The 21296-nt window shown below is 36.1% G+C and carries 10 protein-coding genes; 8 read left to right on the plus strand and 2 right to left on the minus strand.

Annotation, left to right across the window (positions count from 1 at the left end; translation table 11 throughout):
* Window position 1: 1 nt before the first annotated feature.
* Both DHD80_RS14480 and DHD80_RS14485 read right to left on the minus strand, forming a co-directional pair.
* Complete coding sequence (locus tag DHD80_RS14480; protein ID WP_251742172.1) at window positions 2-1132, minus strand: glycoside hydrolase family 88 protein; 1131 nt, start codon at window positions 1130-1132, stop codon at window positions 2-4.
* 9 nt (window positions 1133-1141) lie between these two features.
* Window positions 1142-3871, minus strand: a complete 2730-nt coding sequence (locus tag DHD80_RS14485; protein ID WP_251742173.1) for a glycosyl hydrolase — start codon at window positions 3869-3871, stop codon at window positions 1142-1144.
* Window positions 3872-4269: 398 nt separating this feature from the next.
* Here DHD80_RS14485 and DHD80_RS14490 point away from each other — a divergent pair, with 398 nt between their 5' ends.
* From DHD80_RS14490 to DHD80_RS14525, 8 genes are all read left to right on the plus strand, one after another.
* Window positions 4270-5670: a sulfatase-like hydrolase/transferase gene (locus tag DHD80_RS14490; RefSeq protein ID WP_251742174.1), complete on the plus strand. Its 1401-nt coding sequence runs from the start codon at window positions 4270-4272 to the stop codon at window positions 5668-5670.
* A gap of 354 nt (window positions 5671-6024) precedes the next feature.
* Window positions 6025-8283, plus strand: a complete 2259-nt coding sequence (locus tag DHD80_RS14495; RefSeq protein WP_251742175.1) for a fasciclin domain-containing protein — start codon at window positions 6025-6027, stop codon at window positions 8281-8283.
* A gap of 76 nt (window positions 8284-8359) precedes the next feature.
* Window positions 8360-11569: a SusC/RagA family TonB-linked outer membrane protein gene (locus tag DHD80_RS14500; protein ID WP_251742176.1), complete on the plus strand. Its 3210-nt coding sequence runs from the start codon at window positions 8360-8362 to the stop codon at window positions 11567-11569.
* A gap of 10 nt (window positions 11570-11579) precedes the next feature.
* Window positions 11580-13070 carry a RagB/SusD family nutrient uptake outer membrane protein gene (locus DHD80_RS14505; RefSeq protein ID WP_251742177.1) on the plus strand — a complete coding sequence of 497 codons (1491 nt, stop codon included), beginning with the start codon at window positions 11580-11582 and terminating at the stop codon, window positions 13068-13070.
* Between the two features lie 15 nt (window positions 13071-13085).
* A complete protein-coding gene (locus DHD80_RS14510; protein ID WP_251742178.1) occupies window positions 13086-14792 on the plus strand; it encodes a fasciclin domain-containing protein in 1707 nt (568 codons plus the stop codon).
* Between the two features lie 37 nt (window positions 14793-14829).
* Window positions 14830-16281: a fasciclin domain-containing protein gene (locus DHD80_RS14515; RefSeq protein WP_251742179.1), complete on the plus strand. Its 1452-nt coding sequence runs from the start codon at window positions 14830-14832 to the stop codon at window positions 16279-16281.
* A gap of 20 nt (window positions 16282-16301) precedes the next feature.
* Entirely contained in the window at window positions 16302-19475 is a 3174-nt protein-coding gene (locus tag DHD80_RS14520) for a SusC/RagA family TonB-linked outer membrane protein (protein WP_251742180.1), read from the plus strand.
* A 35-nt stretch (window positions 19476-19510) separates the two neighbouring features.
* A complete protein-coding gene (locus DHD80_RS14525; RefSeq protein WP_251742181.1) occupies window positions 19511-21247 on the plus strand; it encodes a RagB/SusD family nutrient uptake outer membrane protein in 1737 nt (578 codons plus the stop codon).
* Window positions 21248-21296: the final 49 nt, after the last annotated feature.

Consider the following 21296-nt stretch of genomic DNA (forward strand, 5'->3'; position numbering starts at 1 on the left):
TTCAAAGATTTTCAATTTTATAAACCTCACTGCCGGCTAGAAGAAAACATCCAAGTCCGTAATCTTCAAAATCCGGAATTTTATCATAAGAGAGGGGCTGTCCATCTTTAGGTTCTTTTCCTGTTGATTGTACATAACCTAAGAAACCATTATCGTGAAGTGATTTTTCTGTCATCGCATTCCAGCTTTTCTTGATTATAGGGAGGTATTTTTCCCGATCTAGTAAATTATGGTTAACGCCATAAGCTATTGAATAAATGAATAGGGCAGTTCCAGAAAGTTCAGGCCCCCCAAAATGAGTATCATCATGTAAACTAACGTTCCACAAACCATCCTTTCTTTGTGTCTCGGCTAAAGCTGCAGCCATTGTTTTAAGATCCATTAGATACTGCTCCCGGTGAGGTGCATCTTCAGGAATTATTGAAAGAACTTTGGCTAAAGCTCCAGCAACCCAACCGTTTCCGCGACTCCAGTAACTGTCCTCGCCATTAGGTTCTGTGTAAGGCGGATCAAAGTCAGCGTCACGCCACCAGAGCCCGTCTGTCTCATTAAAGAGGCCATTTTCACCTTCTTTATTTCGTGTATACATATATATATTGTACATTTTTTCGAAATACCTTTCGTCATTTTCCAGGACTCCCATCTTAGCAAAAACCGGCATTCCCATCTGGATGGCATCTATCCAGTCCCAGTCATTGTTTTGAGGAGTGTGAAGAAATTTCCGCATGCAGGCCCGGGTATTCTTCAGTTTTTCCGAGGCTGGTTCAAGGTTATACAAATCTATATACGTTTGGGCAGCACAGTAATCATCTGCATTCCGGGTTTCATTTCCGCTTCTGAAACCCCAATCATGGAAATCTGCCCAATCCAGAGCATATTGATAATATTCCTTTTTTGGATATATCTCGTGAAGAGCCATCAAACCTTCATAATAAACAGCCCGGGTCCAGATATTACTGGGCCTTTCTTTATTGGTGATAATAGATTTGCCCACGTCAGGCCATTTTTCCATAAAGTATTTATTGGCCAGCTGCATTTGATCTAATACCTGGTTACGGTCAAAAGTTTCCTGAGCGCTTAGCGTTGAGATAGTCAGGAATAAGGCGAAGGCTAAAACTGTCTTTGCTTTCATTAGTTAATTTTAATTCTGTTTGGTTAGAGGAGTTAAGGTTATTGGGCCCAATAAACCGGATGGAGTAGGATCCCATTTGGTTGCATCAAATTTTTCATAATCTTTATTCACCATATTTATTTCATAAAAGATCTTCCATTCTTCACCTCTTATTTCCATATCTCTAATTCGATTTGCCGGCAGATTGGTTACTTTAATTTTAAGTGTATTTTGTTTATCTTTTAAATTCCCTATATTTAATCTAAAGGGTACAGACCAGGCTTCACCTATGTACTCATCGTTTACCCAAATCCTTGCGCTTTCCCGAACATCACCCAAGTCTAGTAACCAGTTGTCTGCTTTGCCTTCAGGTCTTTTAAAATTTATAGTATATGTAGCAGTACCGGAAAATGCTTCTGCCTTTTCACTTAAGTTTGTCCAGGTTTCAAGATGATTGATAGTGGTTTTTTTTGGTAATTCGGGTCCACCTTTATCAAAAGTTAAGTACCATTTACCCTCTAATAGATGAGATTTTTCAGATGACTGATAGTAACCCCATTCCTCATTATGTTGAATGTTGCCTGTTTTAAGAAAGAATGATTGACCGGGTAATATATTAACTTTCACCATTGTTTTGTTCTCCAGTATATTAGATTGGGCTTTGCCATATTTTCCGGTTAATGGATCAAATAGTATTACTGAAGAAAATTGTCCATTTACAGGTATAAATTCATTAATGGAATTGGAAGTGTGGTTTACTAAAAAATATATTTTTTCCCCATTTTCATCTCTTCTAATAAATTTTAGGCCAGTTTTGATCATAGTTTCGGGAAGTATCCCCCTGGTTTCAAGCTCATTTGGAATATTCGAAACTGGATTTAAAAGCGGCAGCTTATCAGTTAGTAAATTTTTTAGAGATTGAGTTCTTTGCTCATAATTTGTAAAACCAGGTACTGACTCAGGAAGCCCTTCAAAAATGATACTGGCACCTTTTTCCTTAAGATCAATTAATTTTTTTAAAGTTTTTAAAGGCATTTTATCAGAATCTGGTATAACAAGACTTTTATAAGTACCACCTGGCAGCACAATTTTTCCTTCCTGAACTTCAGCTTGGTCTACAAAGGCATCAGAAATAAAGTCTAATTGATAGCCTTTACGCATTAAGTCCTTGGTTAAATTATAAAAAGGAGTGCCATGCAGCCATTCGTCCAGAGAATGAATTTTCATTTGGAAAAAAAGCTCGCCATTCAGGTAATTCCCCCAAATATCATGAACCGGCCAGTATAAAAGAATTTCATTATCGGGTTCACCTGCCTGTAAAAAAGATTGACAGTTATTGATATATTCGAAAAGCCCTGAAGCATCTTCCCAAATTGTATTATTGGGACTAAAGTTCACAGCAGCATAAAATTTCCATCCTGGCCATTTTGCTCTTTTTGGAGAATAAGTATTTCCATGGACATAAATATGATTAATCCCGTTCAGCATTAATTCTTCTACTTCAGGTTTAGTTTGTGATAATGCTGTTTTAAAGTGATCCCTTAACCAAGTGAATGTTTCTGAAGAAGTAAGAGGTTTCCCTGAAATATGGGCAGCGGAGGATGAGAATTTTAACATAACAGGATCAGCATCACCTTCTCGAATATTTTCTTTCAATCTTCTAAATCCTGGTATGTCGAAGGGCATGGAGCCAAAGGTTTCACATTCGGGAATATCTGCGGCAGCATACAAATCTATAAGGTTCCCAGGAGAACCATGGGCCTGCAAGCGGGTTTTAAGCCCTTTTTCATGAGCCCAAGCCGTCCATGGCTCTTCAAATCTATACAATAATAAATCAGATAAAGTTTCTCTGTAATCGCTTTTAACTCTGTTAGCTTCTTCAGAATTTTTTTTACTTAAAAGAAGTTCAAGATTTGGTTTAAGATCATAACCTCTTCTTTTTTCAAATTCATCGAAGAAATCTGGTGTAAAATCCGTTCCGTAAACTTCATAACTATCATTAAAAATTGAATTTAATTTACCATCCAGGCTTTCAAAAGCCTTATTAAATGGTTTCAGGTAATCGTTTAAAGCTTCTTCGGAATAGTGGTCAAGCGTATAGCCTGCACCTCCAGGAGCTGATCGTTTTACCTGTTGTCCTGTTTTTCCAGAGAAAACTGCATAAATAGTATAATTTGTTTTTTTGGCTTTCCAAGAGAGAGAATTGCCCTCTAATTCATCTGTAAGATTTTTATAGGATCCGTCTTTACCAAATGCAAGTACGTATAATAATATAGTAGCTTGTTTTTCTTTGGAATTTGCTTTTATCAAACTATTAAATTTCTCTCCACTTTTTACCTCATATTTTTCGGTAACTAGTTTGGTTGCGGCATATTCTATTTCTACTTGCGGCCCTCCATAAGGCCATCCTGTCCCAAGTACCATGTCAACTCCCATATTAAGACTATCTGCCGTCTTAATGGTGTAATTTAGCATATCAATCCACTCAGGAGATAGAAAGTCAATAAAATTTTCTTCTTCCCCCTTTACGCCATAAATAGGAGTTATCTCGACACCACCTATTCCAGCTTCATGGAGTTTTATCAGATTATTTTTAATATTTGGCTTATCCACGGCATTACCCATCCACCACCATCTTGTCCAGGTCTTGGTTTCTCTATTTGTTTCAAGTGAAAATATGGTGTCAACTGATTTGTTCTGCGCTACTAGTTGAATGCTACTCGATAAAATAAGAGCGAAAATAATTAATTTTTTTTCCATTAAATGTTTGACTTTTGGATCTTCACTATATAAATATCGGTTTTGTTTAAAATTTGCTCTGAAAAATCGTCCATGTTCTTGAGGAGTAAAATGAACATTTGACTAAAGATCAAAATATTAGATCATATTTGAAAGTTTCTTTTAATGCTTAATGTATTTTATCTCCTTCAGTTGATAGACCATTCATTTTTCTTAAATACAAATTCGGATATAATTTCTTAAAATTTTGCCTTCGTGCCAAAGCGAGAATTAATGATTCAAGTTATGGTTTACTTATCCCCTTAGCATCCTGTGCCGTCCTGTTTTTGTTGATTCAGTATAGTACAGGATACAGTGCAGGTATTTAAATTTTATTTTTGAAATCTTATATATCCTAAATTATTTACCTAAACTTTAAAATGAGATTAAATTATAGGTATCCATATAAAATTCTACTATTCCTTACTTTATCAACTATTACCTATGGTTGCAAAACATCTGAAAAGGAAGATAATAAGAGAGATAAGGTTGCGAACTTTTCAAAACCAAACATACTTTTAATAATTGCCGATGATGCAGGCTGGAATGATATGAGCTTTCATGGATCCCAAATTAATACTCCGAATATCGATAAACTTGCTAAGAATGGATTAGAATTTAACCGTTTTTATGTATGCCCTACTTGTTCACCCACAAGAGCCAGTATTTTAACCGGTATGCCTGCGAGTCGAATAGGCATAGTCGCTCCTATTAGTGGGAGAAGTGAGAAGAGTTTGCCGGATTCTATTAAAACACTTCCGCAAATTCTTAAAGATGTAGGTTATCAAACAGCCTTAATTGGAAAGTGGCATCTTGGTTTAAAACCCGAAAGTGGTCCGGAAGCTTATGGTTTTGATTATTCTTATGGATTTTTGCATGGTCAGATAGATCAATATGCGCACACTTATAAAAATGGAGATTCCAGCTGGCATCGAAATGGGGATTTTATTAATGAAAAGGGACACGTCACAAATCTTCTAACACAGGATGCGATAGCATGGATTGCTAAAAATGAAAAAATTAATAAACCATTTTTCTTACAACTGGCATATAGTGCTCCCCATATTCCTTTACAGGAACCTAAAAAATGGAAAGAACAATACCGTGGAATAATTAAAGATAGTTCCCGACTTGATTATGCTGCTGCGATGACACATTTGGATGATGCCATTGGAAGGGTATTGAAAGAATTAGATGAAAAAAAACTTTCTGAAAATACTCTTGTCGTATTTATGAGTGACAATGGCGCTCAGGAAAACTGGTATCCTGATTCTCAATACGAAGGTAAATATGGTCCTAATTCCAATCTCGGGAACAATGAACCTCTTAGAGATTTTAAAACCCGTAATTATGAAGGGGCCATTCGAGTGCCGGCCATACTCGTTTGGAAGGGGAGATTAACAGCGGGTACTTTCAATGAGTATAATAGCGCACAGGATTTAATGCCCACCTTTTTAGAAATAGCAGGGATCAAAGAATTTCCGAAAAATATAGAAGGACGTTCTTTTTGGTCTTCAATGGTAAATCATTCCGTTTTTGATAGAAGCATATACATAAGGGGGCACCTTCAGGAAAGCTTAATAGAAAAACCATGGAAATTAATTAGAACTAGGCATCTCCAAAGGGAGCCAGATTTCGAACTCTATAATGTTGAAAATGATATTTCTGAAACAATAAATCTGATAAATGTATATCCTGAAATTACAACTACTTTGAAACATAAACTCAATGCACAATTTGATAAAGATGCTAAGTCGGTGAATGTCGAATTAAAGGAGTAAAAATTAGCATTTTCTACACAAGAATCTTAAATAAAACTCAAAAGATATAATACCTCTTAATCTTTCATGAATTAACAAATTTGTTAAAATAGAAACCAAAAAAATCGGGTGTTTTAATAGCATTTTTTCCAAATGTCTGACGCTTAATATACTTCTGTTCATTATTAAGAACTCAGTGTTTATAAGGTTAAAATAAGGATTAATAAAATTTTTAGGACAAAATTTGAGGATTACATAACTCTTGGCAGTACAGTACAGGATACCTAATAAGTTAAAAGCTTTTAATTTTACATTGTTAATATTTTACTAAGGTTTTAAAAAGCTATTCCGTAAGACTACCTAACATTAAAAAGAATGAAAAACAAAATTATAAGCTTTTTACTTTTTGCTATTTCTTTGCTCTTATCAAGCTGTAGCAAGCAGGAATTTGATGAATATTATGCTAGACCCGATGATTTGGAAGATCCTATATTTCAGGTTTTAGAGGCTAGGGGTAATTTCACTAATTTACTTCAAGTAATCGAAAAAGCAGGATACAAAGATATCTTAAGTAAGGCAGGTTACTGGACCATGTTTGCTCCAAATGACCAAGCCTTCAATAATTTCTTTCAAGAGAACCCTGAATTTAGTTCATTGGGGGATATCGATTCGGTTGCTGCATCTAAAATTGTAAAGTATGCCTTGGTTTACAATGCATTCAGAACAGATCATATTGCAGATTTTCAAGGTCCGTTGGGATGGGAGCCCGACATGGCATATAAAAGAAGAACAGCCTATTACACTGGGTTTACTCGGGAGATGGTGAATGGACAGGAAATTGTTACAATTGCCTCTAATAGGAATAATGACGGAAACGCTAATTATTATATTGAGGGGGATAATAATAATAAATATATCCCTTATTTTTATGAAGAATATATGCAGCTTAACAGGCTTAGTGCTGCAGATTATAATTACTTCTTTCCTAATGAACCTTACACTGGATTTAATGTTATAGACGGAACCGTAATAACAGAAGATATTATTGCGGAAAATGGTGTTATAGATGAAGTGTCTAAAGTCTCACTTCCGCTCCAAAATATAGATCAATATTTAGGAGGGAAACCGGAATACAGTCTCTTTAAGAGTATTCTGGATAATAATCTAGTAAGCTATGTACAAAATGATGAAGCTACTCAGACATATAAAACTTATACAGGAAATTCTGAGGATGTTTATGTAAAAGTTTATGATCCTGCTTTAGGTTTTTCTCCAAATAATGAAAATTATCTTAAAGAAAGCGACAATGATGCACAGGCTGATGGTTTTACCATGTTTGTTCCGCAAAACGAAGCTTTGCAAAAATTTATTGATGAGATTTTGCTAAAACACTATTCTTCTATAAATGCATTGCCTAAATATGTGTTTGAAGATTTTGTTAATGCTCATATGTGGAAAAATACGGTGTGGCCTAGCAAATTTGCAAGTAGTACAAATATTCTTGAAGAGGAAGCAAGATTTAATGAAAATACAGATGTGGTAGATCCACAGGTGCTCAGTAATGGATTGTTCTATGGTACTAATATTATTCAGAAATCTAATATATTTTATTCGGTTTATACCTCGGCATATTTGGATCCAGACTATACTTTAATGACTCGGGCCTTAAACGAGCCAGACGGATATAAAAATATAATAAGTAACATAGGAAGAAATTATACTCTTTTTCTCATGTCTGATGAAGTTCTTCAAGATTTAGGCTATGGGTATAATTTGGATCGTCAGGAATGGACTTATACTTCTCCTGTAACTAATACAACTGTTGCGGGTTCTATTGCCCGTGCGAGAATTTTAAGAATTTTATATAACCATATTGTTCAAACCCCTAATGGGGAGTTAGATGATCTTTCCGGAACTGGAATATTTAGAAGTGGAGACAATGAAATTCCTGGAGAATATATAAAATATGATAATAACCAGGTGTATGCTGCAGGAAACGAAGCGCTTGAAAACGTTGTGAATATTACCGGATATGAAGATCAGGAAAATGGGCGTGTATATTATACTGATAATTTACTTGAATTCAGTGAAGAACCACCTGCACAGGATTTAAAAGAATTGGCAATAGGTCATGATACTATTGTCCTGGAAGATTCTCCTTTTGAATATTTCTATAGATATCTTGAAAATACAAGTATTTATGATAGAGGGACTAACGCAATTAGAGGTGTGGATTTAGGGACTAAATATACGTTTTTAGTGCCAAGTAATGATGCCATCCGCCAGGCTGTCGAAGATGGTGTTCTTCCCGGAACCGAAACCGAGACCGGGATGGAGCCAAATTTCAATCCTTCAGACATTGCAGAGAAAGAGATGGTAGAAAAATTTATTCTTTATCATATTCTGGATACCAGAACTATAGCTGCTGATGGGTTCATTAGTGGGCTTATTGGAACACTCCTTAAAGATGATTTTGGAGAGGCAGCTTATATAAGAGTAGTAAACGAACCAGGTAGCCTTGAATTAGTGGATGAAAATAATAGATCTGCAATGTTGATTCCTGAATACAGTAACAACTTGGCAGACAGGTCTTTAATTCATTTGATTGATAATTATCTTCTATACAATGATTAATATTATGATTAAAAATTTAACCAAAATTTTATATCGCGTACTCTTCCTAACGCTGATATTTTCATTCAATATAATTGTGTCACAAAACTCCAACTCAAAATTAATTAGGGGTAAAGTTTTAGATAGTGAAACCAATCAACCAATTATTGGGACCACTGTTATTGAAAAAGATGTTGAGAATAGGACTATCACGGGGGTGTCAACAGATTTTGATGGTAGTTTCGCCATAAGAGTAAAAAATCTGAATCATCAATTAGAAATATCATCTATAGGGTATAAGACTAAAATTATCACTCTCGGTCAAAACACTAATAATATTGAGATATTTTTAGAAGCTTCTCTAGAGCAAATGGACGAGGTTATTGTTACGGCTGAAAAGGTAAGGGAAACCGGACTACTGGATATTGCTGAGCGGAACCAGACAACCAGTGTGGTAACTATTAGTGCTCAGGAAGTTGAAAACACACAGTCTGCAACTATAGAACAGGCTTTACAAGGTCGAATGCCTGGAGTGGATATTTCCTCCTCCTCCGGTGATCCGGGCGCAGGAATGCAAATTAGAATTCGAGGTACCTCTTCCATTAATGGGTCTTCAGATCCATTGGTAGTGGTAGATGGAATGCCTTATGAAACTTCAGTACCACAGGATTTTAATTTTGGTACTGCCGATCAGGAAGAATATGCAGCGCTGCTTAATATTGCTCCTTCTGATATAGAAAGTATTAGCGTCTTAAAAGATGCAGCCGCTACGGCCATGTGGGGTGCAAGAGCAGCCAGTGGTGTTTTAATGATTAACACAAAACGTGGTGCGGTTGGACCGCCTACAATTGGCTACACTTTTAGAGGATCTGTGGCTTCGCTACCGGAAACAATTCCCATGTTAAGCGGGGATCAATATTCGCAACTAATTCCGGAAGAATTTATGAATAGGGATGGACGACCTTTAAATACACTTACCATAAAGGAATTTCAGTATGATCCGCAGGAAGTTTATTGGTATGAAAATTATAGTAATAATACTAATTGGATCGAAGCTATTTCTCAAACTGGTTTAATTCAGGATCATAATTTATCGCTTCAGGGAGGCGGTAAAAAAGCACGCTATTATACATCTCTGGGGTATTATGATTCTAAAGGTGTGACCATAGGAACTGGACTCAATAGAATTAATGCAAGATTGAATCTTGATTATATCGTATCAGATAGAATTAAATTCAGGGCTGATATTTCTTACACCCACTCTAAAACAGAAAGGAATTATGTAAACGGCACTGATAATGGTGATAGACTTAGAAGTGTTGCATACGTTAAAATGCCCAATATGAGCATTTATGAATATGATGAATATGGGAACCAGACGCCCAATTATTTTTCTCCTGTATCTAATATTCAGGGAGCATATTCCAGAACATACAATCCTGTGGCAATGGCAGAGTTTGCAGAGAACACTCAAAGAGGGGAGAGAATTGTATCACACTTTAATATCAACTGGCAGCTGATTCCGTCATTACTGACTACAACCTTTGATTTGCAATTTGATATAAATAACACAAAATTAAATGCCTTTCTGCCTCAAAATGCTACCGGGCGTCCTTTTACTGAAACTGTAGTAAACCGGGCTACAGATGCCGATGTTGATGCATTTAACCTCATTACAAAAACGAACTTTATATTTACTCCAGAGGTTGGGGAAAATAGCACCTTTCAGGGTGTAGTTTCACTGCAGTCTAATGATTATAATTATGTTTCGCACCAGGCCTTAACTTCAAATACAGCCTCTTCATTGTTAACAGATCCGTCGGTTCCATCCAGAACACAAAATGACGACCTCAATCTATACACAAATAATAGTAGGTCCCGAAGTGTGGCAGCGCTTGCAAACGTACAATATGGATTGTTAGACAGGTATATTTTAAATGTTGGCGTTAGAGCCGATGGTAGTTCGAAATTTGGTCCGGAAAATCGCTATGGATTGTTTCCTTCAATTTCTGCGCGTTGGAGATTATCTGGAGAAAAATTTATGCAGCAGTTTGAATTTATCGATGATCTAAGTTTTAGAGCCAGTTATGGTAAATCTGGTAGAGCCCCCAGGTATGATTACACGTTTTTTAATACCTATGGAAATTTTGGTGCAGATTATCTTGGCTTAGCTGGTGTATATCCAAGTAATATCGAATTGTCAAATCTAAGATGGGAAACTTTAACAGGTAAAAATTTAGGATTCAACCTTCGAATGTTTGATGAAAGGATAATGCTGGATGTTGATGTTTACCAAAATTCTACAGATGATTTATTATTTAACAATTTGAATATCGCTTCTATATCAGGTTATAATTCGATTGATATGAATATTGGACGCTTAGATAATCAGGGATGGGAAGTAGGCCTATATACTACTCCATATAAATCAGATAATTTAAAAATCGAGTTCAATTTTAATATTGCCAGAAATGAAAATATAATTCGTGAAATTTCAGAATTTTTTCCCAGTGAACAGGGAAATGTTGACAGAAACGGAGAATTTAAACGATTTCTACAAATTGATAACCCTTTTGGTTCATTCTACGGCTATAAATTTAAAGGAGTTTATGAAGATATTGAAGCTACACAAGCCAGAGATGGAGATGGGGATTTAATTACCGGCCCTAATGGACAAACAGTTTATATGAGGTTTAATTATCCTAATACAGACTATGTATTTCAACCTGGGGATGCTATGTATGAAGATATTAACAATGATGGTAATATAGACTCCAGAGATGTGGTTTACCTGGGAAACAGTAATCCAAAGTTCACCGGCGGATTTGGGCCAACCATAACATTAAATGACCAGTGGAAATTTATTGCATTTTTCAATTACCGCATAGGATATGACGTAGTTAATGGAACAGATATGTTAACTACCAACATGTACGGTTGGGATAATCAAAGTACCGCTGTTTTAAGTAGATGGAGAAACCCCGGAGATGAAACAGATATTCCCCGGGCAGTTTATGGAGCGGGTTATAACTGGCTTGGGTCAGACAGATATGTGGAAGATGCATCGTTTCTACGATTCCGTTCTGCAACAGTTAGCTATAACTTTGACGAACAATTTTTACAGAATTTAAATCTGGGGGATTTAAGAGTTTTTCTTACTGCTGATAATATTTTGACTTTTACGAACTATCGTGGGCAGGATCCAGAAGTGAGCATGAGAGGAGGAGACCCTTTTGGAATTGCTATAGATTATTCGCGTACTCCACCAACCAGACGTTTTACCCTAGGTATTTCAACCAGATTTTAATTAAAGTGCTATGAAGATAAATATTTTTAAAATTTCATTTGTTTTACTTGTAGTAATGATACTTCAGTCTTGCGATGATTATTTAGATTTAAAACCAGAAGATGGTACGGTACGGCAGGAATTCTATCAAACTAAAGAAGATGTTCAGGCAGCTGTGATCGGTATTTATGATGCTATGTTGAATCAGCCAGCCGGTGTGAACGACAGGCCTTTAACCGATTATTTGTTTATGTGGGGAGAGATGAGAGCCGACATGGTTCTCGCTACCGAATATGCAAGCAATGATGAAAGGGATATTACCAGATTTAATATTTTAGATACCAACCCAATTACAACCTGGTCTGCTTTTTATAGAATTATAAATTTCTGTAATACCGTTATTGAGTTAGCTCCAGGAGTATTAGAAAAAGATCCAACCTTTACTCAAGAACAACTAGATTCATATGTTGCAGAAGCCTTAACTATAAGAGCTTATTTGTACTTTACACTTACTCGAACTTTTAGGGATGTTCCGTTAAAATTGGATGCAACATTAACAGATCAGGATAATTTTCAAATTCCCAAATCTTCACAACAGGAAATTCTTGAGCAGATTGCTTTAGACTTAAAAGAAGCCGAAGGGAAAGCAAAAGAAAACTACGGAAGTCCTGCGGCAAACAAAGGCCGAATTACAAAATATGCAATCAATGCATTGCAGGCAGATGTTTATTTGTGGCTGGAAGATTATAATTCGACGGTACAAGCCTGTAATAAAGTTATAAACTCTGGGAATTATGCATTAATACCTGCGAATAATTCATGGTTTAATATTGTTTTTGCTGAGGGAAATTCCACAGAAAGTATTTTTGAACTACAGTATAGTTTAAATAATTTGAATCCTTTCTACGATATGTTTTTTGAAAGACCCAGGTATACTGCTTCGGCAAGAGTTACCGAAGAAGTATTCGGGGTAAACTTTCAGGATCCAACCAAAAAAGATATAAGGGGTGATAGAGCCTCGTTGGTTGCAATTAACAATTACATTTATAAATATATTGGTTTAACCACCAACGAAAGAAAATCACGAGCCACCTCAGATACTCATTGGTTTGTTTACAGATATGCTGATATTTTACTAATGAAAGCAGAGGCCCTAAACCAAATGGGTGACAATGAGGGAGCACTGGCTCTAATAGGGCAGGTAAGGGAAAGAGCCACCGCCCTGGACCAGACAGAGAGAAACCCTTCTGATACTGAAGGTATCACTGATTATATCCTGGAGGAAAGAGCTCGAGAATTTGCATTTGAAGGAAAGCGCTGGTTTGATGTGCTAAGAAATGCAAAACGAAATAATTATGAGAGGATAGATTTACTTTTATCCATGGCAGCCTACAGTGTTCCTTCAGATATTCAACAATCTGTTCTGGCAAAATTAGAAGACTCAAATAGCCATTACCTTCCTATTTATTTCTATGAACTTTATGCTAATAAGGCTCTGGAACAAAATCCATTCTATGAATAAATTAATAATAAAATTATGATTCAGAAATTAAAATCTTGGGGAATATTTAAATCGATTTTGGTGCTCGGAATTTTTGGATTAATCCTTCATTCCTGCAGTCAGCAAGAATATGCCGAGAGAACAGATACTCAAGTGAACATGCTGGGTTATATTGAAAATGATCCTGATCAATTTTCATTATTTTTAGAAATTCTGAAAATTACGGGGAATGATGTATTTGTTGGAACTTATGGAACATATACGTTGTTTTTACCAACAAACGATGCTATAGACGAATATCTTACTTCAAGAGGTGCAAGTTCTATCCAAGATGTGAGTATGGAAGATCTAGAAGATCTTGTGAGGCTTCATTTAATTGAGCAGAAAATAAATACATCTTCATTTACCGATGGAAAAATACCAACTTCTACAATGTATGGAGAGTTTCTTACAACTGGTGCAAAAAATGAAAATGGTGAAACTAAAATTACGGTAAATAAAGTGGCCAGGATTATTAAGGCCAATATAGAAGTTGGGAACGGGATAATTCATGTAATAGATAAAGTGCTTCCTAAAGCAACACAAACCCTGGCACAAATGCTTGATTCCAGAGAAGATTTGTCATTGTTCAATGAAGCTGTGGTGGCAACAGGCTGGAATGCACCCTTAAATGAGCCATTAACATATGATTCAGATAGTGTTCCAAGTTACCTTACTGTTTTTGCTCAGACTAATACAGCTTTTGAAAATGCTGGAATTAATTCTCTTCAGGACTTGAAGGACAGGTATTCTCATACTGGTAATCCTATGGATCCTGATGATAGTCTAAATCTTTTTGTTGCATATAGAATCCTACCAGGTCTTAAATACGTAGCTGATCTGGTCACCTCACCATCCCATATTACCAAAGCTCCTTCGGAAGTTATTGGGGTTAGAGTAAAGAAAGATACGGTACTTCTAAATGAAGAAACCTTTAATGGTCAACTGGAGCGAGGTATACCACTGGATCGAGAAAAAAGTGATGTTACAGCTACCAATGGAGTGCTTCATATCGTAAAGGAGAATTTCAATGTAAAAGTAAGATTTCCTACTCCTGTCTATTTTGATGTGGGTGATCAGCCCGAAATCAGGCAGCTTCCTTCTATTTTTCGTAGACCTGGAAATGAAGTGACGTTTTACCCGGGAGAACTTCAAAATATTAGATGGGGAGGTGGATTATATGTGAAATATGTTGCACATACCGCCGGTTCTCGGGAAGCCCAGGCGTATTGGGGGGATTGGCTGGAAATACAAAGATTGCGTACTGGTAGTAGCTCGTGGATTGAATTTGATACCCCTGTTATTATAAAAGGACAATATAAAGTCTGGATCACTTATAGAACAAATGGTAGGGCATCTGTTGCTCAGGCTAAATTTGATGGAGAATTATTATCCAGAACAGTAGATTTTAGGGAATATAGAAATACAGAACTTCCTCCAAGAGTATATGAGTCCCAGGGTTATAAACAAAGCCTCGCCGGTGATACCTGGATCTATAATAGCAGATTTATGGGAATTGTTGATGTGGAAACCACAGGGCGGCATGTCTTTAGACTCGAAGCATTAACTGGTGCAGGGGGGCCATCCTGGATAGATGTTATTGAATTTAGACCGGTAGAAATGGATCAGCTCTGGCCAAAATTAGGGGGTGATGGAGAGCTGGTATATGAAAATGAAGGAGAAGAACCAGCGGAAGGTGAATAAGCAATAAGAAACTAAAAATTAACCTTAAATAATGAGGATGAAATTCGTAATGAAATTGTTTGGATTGTTATGCATACTAGCTGTTTGGGGTGCGGTACAATCGTGCTCAGATAGTCTGGAAGACCATGTAAAAGTGAATAACTCCAATTTAAAGGCAACAATAGGAGAAAAAATTTCTCAGGATTCAGATCTGTCCAGTTTTTACCAATTATTACAGGAAACCGGATATGATGAAATCCTGAATTCTTCTAAGACCTTTACCATCTGGGCTCCAAATAATGCGGCTATGAGCATGGTGGAATCTGAATTGCTAACTGATTTAGATAAAAAGATTGAATTTGTTAAAAACCATATAACGTTAGCCTCTACGACTACAGGATCAGTAGAAGATACGCTTCAGGTACAAATGCTTACTGGCAAGTATCAGTCTTTTTATGCGAACCAGAAAATTGAAAATGCCAATATCATTGTTGTAGATCAGTATGCCTCTAATGGAATTTATCATGTAATAGATGCACCCTTAACTCCAAAATTGAATTTGTGGGAATTTATAGTTGAAAATACTGATTATGATCAAAACAAATTTATCACAAAATTAAACGATTATGATCTTTTTGGAGAAGAGGAGAGATTTTTTGAGATTTATGAGGGTATGGAATTGGATAAGGATACCATCTTAAATGAAATTCTTAGAACAGGCTATTATTTAAAGGATGAAAAGAAAAAATTCACCTATTTCTTAATACAAAATGATGGTTATGATCAGGAGGTGCAAAAACTAAAACCATATACTAAGTCATTAACACCTAATACCCGCGCTAGATATTATGTTTCAAGAGATTTAATTTTCGAAGGCTATTACAATCGTGATAACCTTCCAGATACGCTTATTTCTCAGTTTGGGGTGAAAGTTCCAATAAATACAATGAATATAGTTGGCGAACCGGTAAAATTAAGCAATGGTATTGTTTACGTAATGAATCAAGTAAATGTAAAACTTGAAGATAAGTTGCAGCCCATAAAAATCGAAGGAGAGGAGCCAACTGGCTTTAGCCAGGATGATAAAAGAGCTTTTACATTTTATAGGGAAAAAACAGATCCATCTGGAGAATATTTTAGAGATATTGAAATCTATGGTCATGGTGTACCCGAATTTGAAATTAAATATCGGGCGCCTCAGCTTTACAGTACCACATATAAGGTTTATTGGAGGGCTGTTAATGATTTTGAAGGATCTTTCTGGCAACATTTAAGAATTGGTGGGGGAACATATATATCGGAAAATGGAACAGTAACTCAAATTGATCCTATAAAAGAATTTGGTGATCAGGAGGTGGTTCCATTTAATTATGATGAAGTTTACCTTGGTGAGTTTACATTGGAAGAGGCAGGAGATGTTGATTTAGCCCTTGTAGCAGCAAATACCGGAACATCAAGATGGAATGCTTTAACCCTGGATTATTTAGTTTTAGTTCCAATCATTGAATAATTTTAATATTAACCTTTCCTATGCAAAGAATTACAAAAATCATATTAAATTTTAGCTTTTGTTGTGCTTTTATATCCTCAGGAGTATCCTACTCCCAGGAAGACAGTACTACTGTGAAAACGGAACAAAATAAAGGTATTCCTATAACCGGAGTTGTAAAAAATGTGACAACAGGGGCACTTCTGTCTGGGATAAATATTGAAGTGCCAAATTTTTCCGCAGTCATATCGAATGATGATGGCACATTTACAATTCATGTTCCTAATCTTGATACACCACTATTATTGAAAGGAGATGGTTATCAAATAAAAGAATTTCCTTTATATGGAAAATCATCAGTAGAAATTTTATTATATGAAGCCGGTTACCCATCTTTTTATAATAATACTCAAATGCCTTCCGGGGAAAAAATGGAATCAAAAGTGCCTTACGCTACTGGAAATATTCATGATAGAGAGGCTCAATGGGGAGCGAGTGCAACAGAAGCTGTAGGTGGATATATTCAGGGAAAGGTTTCCGGCGTTTATGTGACGAGACGTTCCGGCGCTCCTAATGTAGGAGCAGACATTCTTATTAGAGGTTATAATTCTTTGTATGCAACAAATAAACCTCTTATTATTATAGATGGAATGATTTATGACGATGAAGATTACGGTGCAGGTCTAAACCAAAATTTTGTCAATTCACCTATTTCCAATATAGACATTAAAGATATAGAAGATATTTCTTTTATAAAAGATGGTTCTTCACTTTATGGAACCAAAGGAGGGAATGGTGTAATGCTCATTACCACAACACGTGCCGAAGAACTTACTACAAAAATTGATTTTGCAATGTATGGGGGATTCAACCTGCGGCCGGATAAATTACCTATACTTGGAGCTGGCCAATATAGAACATACTTATCTGAATTACTAACTACGAAAGGTCTAACTCAGGAGGGATTACAAGCTCAACCATTTATGAATGATGCCGTAGGGAGTCCGGAATATTACCAATATCATAATAATACTAACTGGCAGGACCGTGTTTTTGAAACAATTAGTGTTAACCAGAACTATTATATGAAGATTCAGGGTGGGGATAATATTGCCAAATATGCACTTTCTGTTGGCTATCTTGGGAATGAAGGAATAATTCAAAACACCGGTTTAACCAGATATCATTCACGTTTTAATGCTGATTTGCAAGTAAGTCCTAAATTAAATATACATTCTAATTTATCCTTTGTGTATGGAGAGCAGGACCTTAGGAATCAGGGACGTTCGATGACCAGTCCCCTGAACTTATCTCTAATTAAGGCGCCCTTTCTTTCTGAAAATCAAATTGACGATAATGGACAGGTTTCACCAAATCTTTCCGATTCAGATATTTTTAATACCAGCAACCCTGTGGCAATTTTGAACAACGCACAAGGATTAAATAAAAATTATAGGTTTTTTGGAAACTTGAATTTTGGATATGAATTTAATAATTCTATTCACTTAAATTCTATTGTTGGGCTTAATTATAGTAAAGTAAGGGAAAACTTTTTTATTCCGGATATTGGAGTAGTAAATGATACACTTCGTACCGGGGTTGTACGAAACAAATCTGGAAGTGAAGTACAAAGATTATTTACTTTATATAATGACACATATCTGGACTATCAGAAGGTTAGTGGATATCATTCTTTTGATTCTAGATTAGGATTCAGACTTCAGGCTAATAAAGCAGAAAGTGATTACGGTTATGGATTTAATTCTGCAACAGATGATTTTACCAGTGTAGGTGCGGGAACAAATTCTTTAAGACAAGTAGGAGGTTTCCTTGGAGACTGGAATTGGCTTAACGTCTACCTAGCCACGAACTATGGATATAAAAATAAATATTTTCTTTCTCTAAACCTTGCCCTCGATGGCTCCAGTAGGTTTGGAAGTGAAGCTCAGGATTGGGCTTTGGGAATTGGTAACGAAAAATTTGCTTTTATGCCATCACTTGCGGGAGCATGGTTAATCTCATCTGAAAGTTTTATGGAAGGTAGTGCTATTAACTTCTTAAAATTAAGGGCTAGTTATGGTTTAAGCGGAAATGATGATATTGGAAATTATACTTCCAAAACTTATTATGTTTCTCAAAATCTATTGGGATTACAAGGTTTGGTCCGTGGTAATATTGGTAATCCAGAACTGCAATGGGAAATTGTAAAGAAAGCGAATTTAGGTCTTGATATTTCTTTCTTAAAAGAAAGACTTAGTGCTAGTGTGGATGTATTCTCCAATAATACAGATAATATGATTATCTATGAACCGGTGAATGAGTCCACTGGAATGGAGTACGTAATTTCTAACAGTGGTGAAATGAGAACTAATGGAATAGATGTTTCCATGAATGCAAGAGTAATAGGTGGAGATTTTAAATGGGATATTGGAATGACTGCATCAAAATATGACAATGAAGTTCAATCTTTACCTGTAGAGCGTATTGTAACAAATTTTGGTGAAGCTACTTTTATTACTACTGAGGGCAGACCTGCTAATTTATATTATGGTCTTGAGAGCAATGGTGTCTATACTACAAATGCAGATGCAATGGCAGATGGGTTAAATAAAAGGCTTCCTAATGGAGAACTTGCAGCGTTTAGAGGGGGGGATATTAAATTTACTGATTTCAATAACGACGGGATTATAGATGAAAATGACCGTAATATTATCGGAGATCCCAATCCAGATTGGGTCGGAATGTTCAATAATAAAATGTCTTATAAAAATATAACCTTAAATGCCATATTTACCTTTTCAGCTGGCAATGATGTGTATAATGGTACAAGAGCACTTTTAGAAGGAATGTCAGGATTTGAAAACCAAACTCAGGCAGTGTTAAATAGATGGAGAACAGATGGCCAGCAAACAGATATCCCAAGAGTTTCCTGGGGTGATCCTATGGGGAATTCTTCATTCTCTAGTCGTTGGATCGAAGATGGTTCCTATGTAAGGTTAAAAACCTTAATATTAAGCTACGATATCCCCATGAATGATAACACATTTAAATATGCTAAGGTTTATGTGACTGGAAACAACATTTTTACAGCTACCGATTATCTTGGATATGATCCTGAATTTAGTGGTTCTTCATCCATATATTCAAAAGGTGTAGACTTAGGTCTTGAACCGCAGTTTACAACCTATCAATTAGGATTACGTCTTGGGCTGTAATCACATTAATAAGAATTTGAAAAATGAATCTATACATGAAAATAGTAAACAAATTAAGTTATTCTTTACTTTTCCTATCACTTTTAGCAATCTCTTCCTGTTCTGATTACCTTGAAGTTGAACCTCAGGATAAGCTTACTGAATCACAGAATTATCGAGACGTTTACGATGCAGATGCAGCGGTTATAGGCGTTTATGGCAAATTTATGAATCTGGCAAAGAAGTATGTGGTTCTAAATGAGGTTAGAGCAGATTTAATCTCAGTCACTAACAATGCCGATCCAAATTTAAGAGAATTACAAAATCATGAGGTTAGCCCGGATAATCCTTATGCGAATCCCGCAGATTTTTATAAAGTGATTCTGAATTGTAATGATGTATTGGCAAATTTTGATAAAATGCTTGCAGATAAGCGTTTTACTCAGGAAGAATACAACCAACGTTACGCTGATATCGGCGCTTTGAGATCATGGATATACCTTCAACTTGGGATTCATTATGGAAATGTTCCATACATCACCGATCCATTGAAAAATATTGAAGACATTAAAGATGAGTCTAAATTTATAAGATTACCGTTTGATCGTTTATTAGAAGAGCTAGTTCACTTCACAGAAGCTTTACCGTATGTAGACCCTTATACTGCAGAAAGTCTTGTAATAAATGTGGATGGATACAATACAGCCAAGTTCTTTATTAATAAAGAATTTCTACTTGGAGATTTAAACCTTTGGAAAGGCAATTATACTCAGGCAGCAACCCATTACAGAACCGTAATGGAAACAGCCACTGGAAGCGGAAATGATTCTGAACGTTTTAATACCTATAGATTGGCATGGGGAACCGATATTATTGTTAGTTATATAAGATATCAGGAACAAGACTTGGAATCCCTTATTAATACGGCAACAGAAGGATGGGGATCTTTATTTTCTCGGGAAATGGATAATGATTGGAATTATGAATGGATTTGGGTATTACCATTCAGTCCGGACTTTGAGCCCGAGAATCCATTTATAAATTTGTTTTCTATGCAGGGAGGAGAGTATCTTCTGAAACCTTCCCAAAAAGTAATTGATCTATGGGGCGATCAAACTCAACTCAACGGATTTCCATATGATGCAAGAGGTAGAAAATTTAGCTATAAGACTATTGGAGGACAACCTGTAGTTATGAAATATCTTTCAAATTATTTGAATTTTGAAACCTTTACGCCAGACGATTTCTTCGATAAGCAAGGCCAGTGGTTCCTTTATAGAGCTGCTCAATTACATCTCAGATTTGCTGAGGCAGCTAATCGAGACGGTCGCCACAGACTGGCCGATGCATTTTTAAATAATGGTGTTCACAATGAATATGATATCCCTGGAACTGTTGATGTGACAGATATTCAACAAACTCATGATGTACCACCTTACGATTTTGATGCCCGCCAGGGTGACTTTCCTTATTATCGTGGTGACTGGTATAGGGGTACTGGTGTTCGGGGCAGGGCTTATCTTGAAGCTGCTGAGGTTAAAGGCGATAGTACAATTGCCATTGAAAATAATATTATTCAAGAAGCTGCACTAGAGCTCGCTTTTGAGGGGAATCGCTGGGGGGATCTTGTGCGAGTTGCTTTAAGAAGAAACGATCCTGCTTTTCTAGCAGATAAAGTTTATGAAAAACTGCAGAAAGAAGGTGATTCTAGAGCATCTGAAGTGCGTTCCAAATTGATGAATCCAGATAACTGGTATTTACCTTTTAACTGGAAGGAAGAAGATAATGACTAAGTAGTTTTTAGTTTTGATAATTAGGAGGATGGGTTATAATATTTAATCC

Origin of the sequence: Gramella sp. AN32, assembly GCF_023718305.1 — a bacterium.
Taxonomy (GTDB): domain Bacteria; phylum Bacteroidota; class Bacteroidia; order Flavobacteriales; family Flavobacteriaceae; genus Christiangramia; species Christiangramia antarctica.